Annotated in this window: 11 protein-coding genes and 1 rRNA gene; 7 read left to right on the plus strand and 5 right to left on the minus strand. The window is 61.1% G+C overall.

Annotation, left to right across the window (positions count from 1 at the left end):
* The first annotated feature begins 166 nt into the window (after positions 1–166).
* The 4 genes from rrf to BBG20_RS03800 all read left to right on the plus strand — a co-directional run bounded on the left by rrf (position 167) and on the right by BBG20_RS03800 (position 4080).
* A 5S ribosomal RNA gene (rrf, locus tag BBG20_RS03785) occupies positions 167–282 on the plus strand.
* Positions 283–514: 232 nt separating this feature from the next.
* Positions 515–1174, plus strand: coding sequence for a paraquat-inducible protein A (locus BBG20_RS03790; protein WP_065900397.1), 660 nt, complete (start codon positions 515–517; stop codon positions 1172–1174).
* On the plus strand, positions 1161–1784 hold the full coding sequence (locus tag BBG20_RS03795; RefSeq protein ID WP_065900398.1) for a paraquat-inducible protein A: 624 nt from the start codon (positions 1161–1163) through the stop codon (positions 1782–1784). The genes BBG20_RS03790 and BBG20_RS03795 overlap by 14 nt, the downstream gene beginning before the upstream one ends.
* Entirely contained in the window at positions 1777–4080 is a 2304-nt protein-coding gene (locus tag BBG20_RS03800) for a PqiB family protein (protein WP_065900399.1), read from the plus strand. The genes BBG20_RS03795 and BBG20_RS03800 overlap by 8 nt, the downstream gene beginning before the upstream one ends.
* 172 nt (positions 4081–4252) lie before the next feature.
* Here the strand turns inward: BBG20_RS03800 and mksF are convergent, their stop codons facing one another.
* Genes mksF through mksB form a run of 3 tightly spaced genes read right to left on the minus strand, consistent with a single transcriptional unit; the run spans position 4253 to position 9079 of the window.
* Entirely contained in the window at positions 4253–7093 is a 2841-nt protein-coding gene (gene mksF / locus BBG20_RS03805; protein ID WP_065900401.1) for an Mks condensin complex protein MksF, read from the minus strand.
* Positions 7090–7797, minus strand: coding sequence for an Mks condensin complex protein MksE (gene mksE / locus BBG20_RS03810; protein WP_065900403.1), 708 nt, complete (start codon positions 7795–7797; stop codon positions 7090–7092). Before mksE ends, mksF begins: the two co-directional genes overlap by 4 nt.
* Positions 7787–9079: an Mks condensin complex protein MksB gene (mksB, locus tag BBG20_RS03815; protein ID WP_065900405.1), complete on the minus strand. Its 1293-nt coding sequence runs from the start codon at positions 9077–9079 to the stop codon at positions 7787–7789. Before mksB ends, mksE begins: the two co-directional genes overlap by 11 nt.
* A 187-nt stretch (positions 9080–9266) precedes the next feature.
* On the opposite strand from mksB, the gene BBG20_RS03820 reads away from it, so the two are divergent.
* Together BBG20_RS03820 and rimI are read left to right on the plus strand one after the other, a co-directional pair.
* On the plus strand, positions 9267–10010 hold the full coding sequence (locus tag BBG20_RS03820) for an energy transducer TonB (protein ID WP_065900407.1): 744 nt from the start codon (positions 9267–9269) through the stop codon (positions 10008–10010).
* Positions 10003–10455, plus strand: a complete 453-nt coding sequence (rimI, locus tag BBG20_RS03825) for a ribosomal protein S18-alanine N-acetyltransferase (RefSeq protein WP_003188286.1) — start codon at positions 10003–10005, stop codon at positions 10453–10455. The genes BBG20_RS03820 and rimI overlap by 8 nt, the downstream gene beginning before the upstream one ends.
* Positions 10456–10536: 81 nt before the next feature.
* Here rimI and BBG20_RS03830 read toward each other — a convergent pair whose 3' ends face one another.
* The gene (locus BBG20_RS03830) at positions 10537–10941 is read right to left on the minus strand and encodes a serine kinase/phosphatase (RefSeq protein WP_065900409.1); all 405 of its coding nucleotides are present in this window, start codon (positions 10939–10941) and stop codon (positions 10537–10539) included.
* 153 nt (positions 10942–11094) lie between these two features.
* On the opposite strand from BBG20_RS03830, the gene can reads away from it, so the two are divergent.
* A complete protein-coding gene (gene can / locus BBG20_RS03835) occupies positions 11095–11739 on the plus strand; it encodes a carbonate dehydratase (RefSeq protein WP_025856499.1) in 645 nt (214 codons plus the stop codon).
* Here the strand turns inward: can and BBG20_RS03840 are convergent.
* Entirely contained in the window at positions 11736–12260 is a 525-nt protein-coding gene (locus BBG20_RS03840) for an SET domain-containing protein (RefSeq protein WP_065900411.1), read from the minus strand. The two genes, can and BBG20_RS03840, sit on opposite strands and share 4 nt — an antisense overlap.
* Between the last annotated feature and the right edge of the window lie 106 nt (positions 12261–12366).

The raw sequence follows: 12366 nt of genomic DNA on the forward strand, positions 1-12366 counted from the left end.
CACCCAAGCAATTTGCTTGCTTCGAGCTGAAAGGCATAAGAGCACCAGATTGCGGTGTGTGAAGACGAAATGAACCGAAAGTTCGACGTTCACAAAACACCGAAAGCTATCACATACCCAATTTGCTGAAGCGAGGCCACATGGTCACGACTCAGTACCCGAATTTCTTGACGACCATAGAGCATTGGAACCACCTGATCCCATCCCGAACTCAGCAGTGAAACGATGCATCGCCGATGGTAGTGTGGGGTTTCCCCATGTGAGAGTAGGTCATCGTCAAGATTAAATTCCAGAACCCCTGTTTGCTAACGCAGACAGGGGTTTTGTTTTGGGCGGTCGAAAAGTAAGTGGGTGGCCGCAGCCCCCGCCATCAGCTCAAGCCGTCCTAACCCCGCGACTCCCCCTATCCGGTATGTCTATGTGGGTCCCCAAGCCCCGACAAATTTGCACAGTTATTTCTGAACCAGACCACTAGAATAGGCACCTAACCTTTTTTAGAGTCAGAGCCCTATCTATGCCCGATCCGGTTGATGCCCCTGAGGTGTCGGATTTACCACTGGACGACCTGGTGGCATGCCATGAGTGCGACTTGCTGATGCGCAAACCCAAGCTTGCCCTTGGCGAAAAAGCCCAATGCCCGCGTTGCGGTTACGAGCTGTACGCTCACCGCCACAATGTCGTTGAGCGAAGTCTCGCCTTGGTGCTCGCGGCGCTGTTGCTGTACATCCCCGCGAACTTTTTGCCCATCATGCAGCTCAATCTACTCGGGCAGTCCTCGGAAGACACCGTGTGGAGTGGCGTGGTCGGCTTGTTTGATACCGGCATGCAAGGTGTCGCCGCCGTTGTCTTCCTGTGCAGCATGGGGATTCCCTTGCTCAAGCTGCTCTGCCAGCTCGCAGTCCTGCTCAGCATTCGTTGGAAGGTGGGCCGCAGCTATGGGCTGTTGCTGTACCGCATTTACCACCACCTCAAAGACTGGGGGATGCTGGAGGTCTACCTGATGGGCGTACTGGTGGCGATCGTAAAGCTCGCCGACATGGCCTCTATCACGGTCGGCTTGGGGCTCGTGTGTTTTGTCAGTCTATTAATGGTTCAGGTACTGCTTGAGGTGGTGATGTCGCCCCACCAGATCTGGCAAGCGTTGTCAGGAGAGGATGATCATGCGGGCGATTGATGCAGGCATTCTGATTTGTACCGAATGCCACGAGTTGAACAAACAGGCAGCGGACACCGATGAGCAAACCTGCACTCGCTGCGGTGCGCTGATCCATGCCCGGCGTCCAAACAGCCTCACCCGCACCTGGGCGTTGTTGATCACGGCGGCCATTTTGTATATCCCCGCCAACCTGCTGCCTATCATGACCATCAATTCCCTCGGCCAGGGTGATCCCAGTACCATCATGGCCGGTGTGATCCAGTTGGTGCAGCACGGTATGTTTCCCATTGCGGCGGTGGTATTTATCGCCAGTATCCTGGTGCCCACGTTCAAGCTGGTAGGCATTGGCCTGCTACTGTTCTCCGTACAGCGCCACCAGCCGCTGTCCGCGCAACAGCGCATTGTGATGTACCGCTTCATCGAATTCATTGGACGTTGGTCCATGCTGGATATCTTCGTGATCGCCATTCTGGTGGCGGTTGTAAACTTTGGGCGACTTGCCAGTGTCGAGGCAAACCTCGGCGCCGCGGCGTTCGCCAGTGTGGTGATCTTGACGATGCTTGCCGCAGTAACTTTCGATCCCCGACTGATTTGGGATAACACGGAGTCGGACGACGACCATGAGTGATTTGCCTAAAGCTAAAACCCGCCCGGCCTCCAACTGGTCGGCCATTTGGGTGTTACCCCTGATTGCCCTGATCATCGGCGGTTGGTTGGGGTGGCGCGCCTATTCCCAACAGGGCATCGAGATCCAGGTGCGCTTTGAAAGTGGCGAAGGTATCCAGGCCAACAAAACGGAAGTGGTCTACAAAGGTATGTCCGTGGGCAAGGTCAAGACCTTGGCCCTGGACGACGAGGGCAGTAACCGTGGGGTGATTGCCACCATCGAGATGAACAAGGACGTCGACCAATATCTCAAGACCAATACGCGCTTCTGGCTGGTCAAGCCGAGTGTCAGCCTCGCCGGTATTACCGGCCTGGAAACCTTGGTGTCGGGTAATTACATCGCCGCCAGCCCGGGTGATGGTGAGCCCACGCGCAAATTCAAGGCGCTCTCCGAAGAGCCGCCGTTGTCAGACGCCAAGCCCGGCCTGCACCTGACCATCAAGGCCGATCGCCTCGGCTCGCTGAACCGTGGCAGTCCAGTGTTCTACAAACAGATCCAGGTTGGCCAGGTCAAAAGCTACCTGCTTTCCGAGGACCAGAGCACCGTAGAGATCAAGGTCTACATCGAGCCGACCTACGCGAGCCTGGTGCGCAAACACACACGTTTCTGGAACGCCAGCGGCATCAGCATCGACGCCAACCTTTCCGGCGTGAAAGTACGCAGTGAGTCGCTCTCCAGTATCGTCGCCGGCGGTATTGCCTTCGCCACGCCGGAGAACCGCAAGGACAGCCCGGCGACTGATCCGAGCCTGCCGTTCCGCTTGTATGAAGACTTCGACGCCGCCGCTGCTGGCATCAAGGTCAAGGTCAAGCTCACCGACTTCGAAGGCCTGCAGGCTGGCCGTACGCCCGTCATGTACAAAGGCATCCAGGTCGGCAGCCTGAAAACCTTGAAGATCGATCCGGACCTGTCCAGCGCCAATGCCGAGTTGACGCTCGACCCATTGGCCGAAGACTACCTGGTGCAGGACACCCAGTTCTGGGTGGTCAAACCCTCCATCTCCCTGGCGGGCATCACCGGGCTGGAAGCCCTGGTCAAGGGTAACTACATCGCCATTCGCCCTGGTGACAAAGGCAGCGCGCCGCAACGCGAATTCGTTGCGCGGGCCAAGGCACCGCCGCTGGACCTGCGCTCTCCAGGCCTGCACATGGTGCTGTTCACTGACAACCTCGGTTCCCTGGATGTCGGTAGCCCGATTCTCTATAAACAGGTCAAGGTCGGTTCGGTGCAGAGCTATCAGTTCTCGCGCAAGAACAAGCAACTGGTGATCGGCGTTCATATCGAGAAGGAATACGAAAACCTGGTCAACGGCTCGACGCGTTTCTGGAATGCCAGCGGCGTCACCCTGACCGGCGGGCTCACTGGCGGCATCCAGGTGAAAAGTGAATCCCTGGCCAGCTTGATGGCCGGCGGTATCGCCTTCGAAACCCCGGAACCCAATGTGCCGCTGAAAAAACGCATCCCGCGCTTCCGTCTCTTTGCCGATCGCGAGGCCGCCAATCAACGCGGCACCCTGGTGACCATCAAGGTCGACCGCGCCGACGGCATGCGTCCTGGCACGCCGGTGCGTTTCAAAGGCCTGGATGTCGGCAAGATCGAGAGCGTCGACCTGAGCGCCGATATGCAGTCGGTGCTGCTCAGCGCGCGCATCACCCAAGTGGCGGATCGCATCGCGCGTGTCGGTAGCCAGTTCTGGGTGGTAAAGCCTGAGCTGGGCCTGATGAAAACCTCCAACCTGGAAACCCTGGTTACCGGGCAGTACATCGAGGTGCAGCCAGCGGCGAAAAATGCCGGTCCACAGAAGAGCTTTGTCGCGCTGGATCAGCCGCCTGAAGCGGCCCACCAAGAGGCAGGCCTGAGCCTGACACTCAGTGCCGCACGGCGTGGTTCGTTGAAGGAAGGCGTACCGGTGACTTACCGCGAAGTCACCGTGGGCAAAGTCACCGGCTACGAGTTGGGCCAGACCGCCGACCGCGTGCTGATCCACATCCTGATCGAGCCGAAGTACGCGCCGCTGGTACGCGGTGGCAGCCGCTTCTGGAACACCAGCGGTTTCGGTCTCGATTTTGGCCTGTTCAAAGGCGCAACGGTACGCACCGAGTCGTTGGAGACCCTGGTCTCCGGCGGTATCGCTTTCGCCACGCCGGACGGCGAGCGCATGGGCAACGCTGCACGGCCGCAGCAAACCTTCCCGCTGTTCGACAAGTTCGAAGAGGAATGGCTGACTTGGGCGCCTAAAATTCCGCTCGGCAAGTAAACCGAGGCGAGGCTATCGCGGGCAAGCCCGGCTCCCACATTCGACTGCATTCTTATAGGAAAACCCGGTCAACTGTGGGAGCCGGGCTTGCCCGTGATGAGGCCCTCAGCAACACCAAAAAAAAGGCCGCGATCCATAAGATCGCGGCCTTTTTGCATTTCACTGCAGCCGATCAGACTTCATCCAGCTCCGGCTCGTCCGCCTGCACATTCACCGTCGCCTTCACCACATCGTGACGACGGATGTACTTCCAGTCCGCCTCATCAATGTAGATCCCATTCGGCCCGCTGCCGCCTTCCAGGTCGATCGCCACTTGCGCAGACACTTGCGGTTTCACACTGGCAAGGATCGGCACAAAGCCCAATTGCAGACTGGTTTCGAGCAGCGCCGCCTGGTTCTTTTCATCGATATCCGCGGCCTCGTCGAGGTAGTACGGCAGGCGCACGCGCCCGGCCTGGTCACGGTCCATCAAGTGCAGCAACAAGTACATGTTGGTCAGCGCCTTGATGGTCATGGTGGTGCCGTTGGATGCCGCGCCGTCGATGTCGGTGTGGATCACCGGCTGGCCATGCACCTTGGTGATCTCGAACGCCAGTTCGAACAGGTCCTTGAGGCCCAACTGGTTATGGTTGGCGGCCACCAGGCGGGCCAGGTATTCCTTGGCCTCTTCGTTCTTGTTGTCCTGCTCGGCGCTCTGGCTGAGGTCGAACACCGACAGGGTCTCGCCTTCTTCATACTGACCGGCACTGTGGATGATCTGGTCGATATGCTTGAGGGCTTCCTTGTTCGGCGCCAGCACGATGCGGAAGCTCTGCAGGTTGGACACCTGGCGCTTGTTGATCTCGCGGTTGAACAGCGCCAACTGGTGTTCCAGGCTGTCGTAGTCACTGCGGATATTGCGCAAGGTCCGCGCGATGTCGGTTACCGCCGCACGGCGGGCCTTGCCCAGGGTCAGGGCTTCGTCGGTGCGGTGGGCATAGGCGTTGATCAGCAGTTGCAGGCGACGTTCGACGTCATCCTCGCTGTCGAACTTGGCCACGCCCTTGAGGCGCACCTGGGCGTACAGCGCTTCGATCTGGCCATCAGCGCGCAGCAGGCCTTGCCAGCTGTCCTGATAGTCATTGAGCAGCGGCAGCAGGTTGTCCATGGAGTCGTCGACCGGGTCCATGAACGGCGTGCCGAATGGCAGGTCTGCTGGCAACAGCTGGCGGCGGCGCAGTGCGTCGTCGAGGGTGCGTTGCTTGGCTTCCATATCACCGATTTGCCGGCCGACCAGTTGCAGCTTGGCCGACAGTTGCTGGACACGCTCGGTGAAGGCATCACTGGAGCGCTTCAGCTCATCCTGCGCGGCTTCCATCTGCGCCAGGCTTTCCAGTTTCTCGTCTTCTTCGGCGCTCAGGGTTTGCGCGCGGCGGAAGTCTTCCAGCGCCTTCTGCGCGTCCAGCACCTGCTGATACAGCGCCTCGGTCTGAGTCTTGCTCGCGGCGCGGTCAGAGGCTACGGCCTGCTGGGTCTTGAGTTGCTTGAGTTCTTTTTCCAGGCGCTCTTTCTGGTCGCGCAATGCCGCGCGATCCGCCAGGGCCTGCAAGGCCGGTGGCTCGATGTGCGAGATGTCGATGGACAGGCCCGGCACTTCGAAGCGCTCGCCCTTGAAGCCATCGAGGATCAGCTCCAGGGATTTGACCCACTGCCCGTCCTCGTCCAGCGTGATGCCATGCTCACCCAATGGCAGGCTGAACAACGAACTGTTGAACAGGCGCATCAGGCGCTCGACATCCTGCTGTGAGAATTCTTCGCGCAGTTTGGCGTAGCTGTTGTTGTCCGCATGATCGAGCTGCTGCTTGACCGACTTCAGGCGTTTTTCCAGGTCGCGCAAGCGCTCGTCGAGGTCTTCGGCGCTGAACTGCCGCGACTGCGCCAGGGCGCCCGCCAGTTCGTCGTGAGCATCCTTGGCCGCCAGCAGTTGCTGTTCGAGCACCTTGACGTCATCCACCAGGGCGAAGCGATGCTTGAGCACCGACAGCTCACCCAGCCAGCGCTGGATGCCGCTGATCTCGCGCTCCAGGCGCATCAGCTCCTGGGTGCCGCCACGCTGGTCGTTCTGCAGCGCATCCTGCTCGTTGCGGTAGTGTTCGGCCTGGATCGTCAGCTCTTCCTTGCGTGCACTGGCGTAGTCCGACCAGGTGCCCAGCAGCGAGTCCAGCAGCGGCGACAGCCGATGCAGCTTGCCGCGCAAGATGTCGCGCTGTTTCACGCCATTGGAGAGCGCCTCGACCAGCGGGCCGGCGGCCACCAGCGAGTGGTAGTCCTGTTCCATGCGTCGCACGTCGCGGAAGGCTTCTTCGCACGCTGCAATGTAGTCCACGCTGCCCGAACGCAAGCTGTGTTCGAATGCATCGAGAAATAGCTGCTTGAGCTTGGCCGCGGTGATTTCGCGCATGTGCAGCAGGTTGATAAACAGCGCGCGGAAGGTCTTCAGGCTCTGCTCGCTGGTGGAGCGCAGCGGGATCAAGGTCAGGTCCAGCGGGATCGACGTATGACCGCCGACCAGCAAACGGCGCAGTTCATCCGGCTTGAGTTCGTAGGCTTTCAGGCCTTCGCGCTCAAGGTTGGTGAACAGCTCTTTCTGGCGCAGGCAGGTATCGTTCTTCTGGTAATGCGCCAGGTCGAGCTTGCCGGCATAGGCAAAGAACTGGTGACCGAAACCGCCGCCCGGACCGCGCCCGACCACGCCGATCACGTGAGGGCCGTGGGGCAGGGACACTTCCACGAGGATGTAGCTGGTGTCGGTGGCGAAGTAAAAGCGCCGCGATTGTTCCAGGGTGTACTTGCCGAAACTCATGTCCGACATGCGCGCCAGGATCGGGAACTGCAGGGCGTTGATCGAGGCGGATTTACCCAGGTTGTTCGCGCCATACACCGACAGCGGCTCTTCCAGCGGGAACAGGCCCAAGCTGTAGCCGGCGGTGTTCAATAGGGCAAAGCGGCGGATGCCGTAGCGTTCCTTGCTCATGCATCGATCTCCTGTTCTTCGGCAATGGCGCGGGCCAGGGCGTCTTCTTCGCTTTCGTCGGCAAAGTCGCTGAGGTCCAGCGGGTCATCGGTCTTCAGCAGTTTTTCATCGCTGTCTTCGTCGATGATCACCGGTGCCGGCAGCGGCAACACGCTGTGCACGCTGGCGGCGAGGTCGCGGTCCTGTTGCACCGACAGGCACACATCGAGGAAGCGGTGCATCGGCGGCAGGAAGCGATAGATACCGTTGTCTTCGCTGGCAAAACCCAGCTGGGTCATGCGGCGCATGATTTTTTCTTCGAGTTCTTCCTGGGTCTGCACTTCGGCCTGGATAAACAGGTCGCGGTACTTCTCCAGCAGCGATGGCAGCTCATCGCGGCCGAGGCTGCCACCGTCGAGCACGGCAATCGGGTCGCGGCCCTGGTCGGCTAGGTGCTCGACGATGATGAAGGTGAACAACGCCAGGCGCTGGGCAGTCTTGTTAACCTGTGCGCTGGCAATCGCCGAATCCGGCACGAAGTAGTAGAAACCACGGGTGTCACACACCAGCTCAAAGCCCAGGGCCTTGAACAGCGTGCGGTACTGGTCCTGGAAGTTCGACAGTTGCGCGTACAGTTCCGGGTCGCGGCGGCTGACGTGGTAACCCTTGAACAGCTCGCGGAAGATCGGCGCCAGCTGGGACAGTTCGGATAGATCAAGATGCATGCGAAGTCCTTACATTAGCGGTGCTCGCAGAGTTCTCGGCGGCGTCAGGCGTGGCCGGGAGCAGGGCGAATGAGCGCAGGCTGACCTGGTGCTCGTGCGTGTGGTAATCGCGGCGTTCCAGGCGTTCGCGCTTGAAGCGTTTTTCGCGGGACAGGCGTGAGAACCAGTACAGCAATTCGTCGGTGGCGCCGTCCGGTTCCTGCTCCAGCAGCCAGGTCATCAGGTCCGGCATCGGCAGCGCGTCTTCGCAGCGCTCGAGCATTTCCTTGACCGTACGTGGTGCACGCTGGGCGTCGCCCTTGTGGGATTTGTGCGCCTTGGGGAAACGCGCCGGTTTCGGCTCGAAATTCGCCAGGGCATACACATAGGCCTCGACCTGGCTGGCGCTGCCGAGGAAGGTGCTTTGCGGCCGGGTAAACATCGGCATCGCCGCCTGCGGCACGGCGTCCAGGCCCTTGCGGCGGATGGCCGACAAGGCCAGCGCCGCGCCACGGGTCACGGCGTTGTGCCGGCGCGCTTCTTCGCGCAGCGGCAGCAGCAGCTCGCGGGCATGGCGCAACGTCAGCTGGGCGCTGGTCTGCATTTCGAGGATGCGCGCGTGGGTGCGCAGCAGCATGTCGTCGTCCACCAGGTGGCCGAGGCGCTGCTGCTCGGTGAGCATGCGCAACAGCACGTTCTCGACCTTGCGCACGCCTTGTTCGAAGGCGCCGTCGGCGTTCACCAGCTGGATCATCGGTTCGACGTATTCATCCCAGGTCGCCAGTACTTCGGCGTAGCGCTGGCGCAACGGGATCTGCCGGTCGCTGGTCTTGGCGCGGTCGGCCACGGCGGCGAGGGCCTGTTCGTCGTTGGCGAGTTTTTTCAGCACGTCGCGCACGCGCATATCCAGCAGGCGCAGTTGGCGGGCCAGGTCATGGCCATCACGGATGTCGAAGGCGTCCTGGATGTAACCGGCCAGGCGCTCGAGGTGGCGCAGGTAGGCTTCGATTTCCAGGCACAGGCCAAGCCGGTGCTCCTTGCGAAGATAGGCGAGGAAGTCATGGATCTGGGCGTTGAGCTCGAAACGGTTCGGGCTCTTGGCGACAGGCACCAGGATATCCAGGCGAATCCACACGTCCAGCAGGCTGGTGATGTCCTGGGGCGTGCTGTCCAGTTGTTGGGCGGCCAGTTGCGCGCGCAGCTCGCCGAGGCTCAGGGTGCCTTGGTCGAAGTGTTCGCACAGTGGCTCGAGTAAGGCCCAGTGTTCGGCGAGGGCGCGCAGGACGCGCTTGGGTTCGATCATGGGAATGGCCGGCTGGTTGGCGATTAAAAGTCGCGATTGTACTGCATCGGACGCGGGATTTATCCACAGCCGGTCAGTGCGCAGTGGGCGATTGTTACCGAACAGCGGTAGAATCCCCGCTCTTAACTTATCCACAAGTGGCCGAGCTGTGCTTATCGAGTCCCGACGTCGCGCTTACTTGACCGCCATGCAGGTGGTCAATTGGCTGCCCCGCACCGAACTGCCGTTTGCCGCGCCGTCGCGGCCCGAGCTGCTGGAGGCGTTCGAGCCCTATGAGGCCTTGCAAGCGTCCGGCGAGGAGGCTGCCGCGCCGGTCGCGGTGGTAAAGCCCGCTCCCGAGGCGCGTCCGGCGGTCGAGCGGGCCAAGATCGAAGTGCCACGCCCGTCACCGGTGGCCAAGCCGGTGGTGGCCGAAGAAGCCGCGCCGGTGGTCAAGGCTGCGGTGGTTCCGCCGCCGCGTTTTGCCCTGCAATTGCTGCGCGCCGGGCGTTGCCTGCTGCTGGTGGAATTGCCCACCGGCGAGCGTTTCCAGACGCGCGATCCTGCCTACATGCTGCTCAAGGACATGCTGCGCGCCGCCGGCCTGCCCGACAGTCCGCAGATCGTCGGCGATCCGGTGCGCTGGCCGCTGTTGGTACGCGGCACCATGGACCAGGGCCCGGAAGCCGCGCGGGATTTTGTCCAGGGTTTTGTCTCGGCGCGCCTGGAGGATGAACCCTGCGTGTGCCTGTGGCTGATCGGCCTGCCCGCCGTACGATTTGCCGGCGAGGCGAATGCCGAGTCCTGGTACCGCGAGCTGCAGGTCGAAGGCCTGGGCTCCGTGTGGGCCCTGCCGGGCCTGGAATTATTAATGGAAGAGCCACAGCGTAAGGCTGATGTCTGGCAAGCCATGCGCCGGCTGATGGCGCGCTGGAAAACAACCGATGAGTGAGGCTTTATCTTTCCGCCCGATGACCGAGGCTGACCTCGACGCCGTGCTGAAAATCGAATACGCGGCGTTCAGCCACCCCTGGACCCGCGGGATCTTTCTCGACGGGCTGGGCAAGTACCAGATCTGGCTGATGTTCGAAGGCGAGCAGCAGGTGGGCCACGGCGTGGTGCAGATCATCCTCGATGAGGCGCATTTGCTGAACATCACCGTCAAGCCGGAAAACCAGGGGCGTGGCCTCGGCCTGGCGCTGCTGGAACACCTGATGTCCCGCGCCTATGCCGCCAATGCCCGCGAATGTTTCCTGGAAGTGCGCGACAGCAATACCGGCGCGTTTCGCCTGTATGAACGCTATGGCTTCAATGAAATCGGCCGTCGTCGGGACTATTACCCGGCCGTGGGTGGCCGTGAAGATGCGGTCGTGATGGCCTGCACCCTGGTCGATTGATGCAAGAGCCCGGCCTGCCGGCGATGGCGGTCTCAACGACGCCCTCGCCGGCAAGCCGGGCTCCTACAGGTTGACGGGGTATCAGCGGTTGCCGTCTACCGGGTCGATATCCGCCAGCTCAGCCTCATCCAGGCCATTGCCGCCGCCAATCTCGTCTTCATCGACGATGCTCAGGTCCCAATCCGCCTGCTCACCTTCGCCGGCTTCCCGGGCATCCCGCGCGCCGTCTTCATGGATCAGCGTTTCCGGGCTCATATCATCGTCCGTCGACTCATGATCATCGGTTGAAGCCCCGGTCAACCCGGCCTCGCGCACCCGCTCGTCGGGCATCAGGTGCTCACGCTCACGGCGGGGGATTTCCTCGCCGATCTCCGCCGTCGGCTCTTCCTGGTCAAAGTCCAGCTCGCGCATCTCGCCCATGCGGTCTTCGTTGTCATCAATCGGTTCCGGCTGCGTAGCGCCGTAGGGACGTCGTGATTCAGTCATGGCCAATCCTCATGCTGTGGGGCTTATAGTGTGTGGACAGGCGTCGTTCGCTAAAGATTCAAGCTAATTGGCAATCGGTATTCTTTCGCGGCGGCGTGACCCGGACGAGCGGTCGTCTGTCAAAGCTGCGCATCATTCCTGAGGCTTTCCCTGATGAACGAACTACAAGACCTGCTTGATAACAATGAACGCTGGGCGGATGCGATCAAACAGGAAGATCCCGAATTCTTCGCCAAGCTCGCCCGCCAGCAGACCCCGGAATACCTGTGGATCGGCTGCTCCGACGCCCGCGTACCGGCCAACGAGATCGTCGGCATGCTGCCGGGCGATCTGTTTGTGCACCGCAACGTGGCCAACGTGGTGCTGCACACAGACCTCAATTGCCTGTCGGTGATCCAGTACGCCGTTGACGTACTCAAGGTCAAACACATCCTCGTCACTGGCCACTATGGCTGCGGCGGCGTGCGCGCCTCGATGCAGGACCGCCAGTTCGGCCTGATCGATGGCTGGTTGCGCACCATTCGCGACCTCTACTACGAAAACCGTGACGTGCTGGCGCAGTTGCCCACCGAAGAGGAGCGCGTCGACCGTCTGTGCGAGCTCAACGTGATCCAGCAAGTCGCCAACGTCGGCCACACCAGCATTGTGCAAAATGCCTGGCACCGTGGGCAGAGCCTGTCGATCCATGGCTGCATCTATGGCATCAAGGACGGCCGCTGGAAGAGCTTGAACACCACCATCAGTGGTTTCGAGCAACTGCCGCCGCAGTATCGCCTGCGCCCCTTGGGCGAAGCCTAAGGCCGTTTGCGCTCGCGCCACTGCACCATGAACTGCTGGCCCTCGGCATTCAGGGGTTCGTCGCGACCGGTGATCCAGCCCCGGCAGTTCAGTTCGCCGCAATGGCACTTGAACTGCCGGAACAACGCATCCTCGGTACTGGCGTAATCCAGGGTCAACGGGGTGCCGGCGCCTATGGGCTGTACGGTCCAGAGTTCCAGGTAGGTGGTGTCGAAAAACACATTCGGATTGCACGAGTGCCTGAGCAGGCCGCAGAACCAGCAGTCGTATAAATGGATGCGCGGCGACAGTTGCAACGTGTGCGGGCGCCGCTCGCTCACGGCGTAGCCGGAGACCTGGGCAATTCGCATGCGGCCGTCAAACGCGATGCGTGCCTTGACCCCGCTGCCGGTACTGTCGCTACCCTGCATGACCTGGAAATGCCGATACGACGGATAGCCTTGCTCAACGAGCAGTGTCTTGAAGGGGTACAGGCAGTCATTTGCAGCCGTTTTAGCCTTATCCATGGCCTGAGTTTTCATGACTCTCCTTGGTGGGCTGCATGGACCTGCGGATGGTGGCTGACTACCAGTCTTGCAGCAGATGGGGGCGGCACAAGATTCGCCGAAGATCGATCCGCTGGCTACT

The sequence above is a fragment of the Pseudomonas aylmerensis genome, assembly GCF_001702265.1.
Taxonomy (GTDB): Bacteria; Pseudomonadota; Gammaproteobacteria; order Pseudomonadales; family Pseudomonadaceae; genus Aquipseudomonas; species Aquipseudomonas aylmerensis.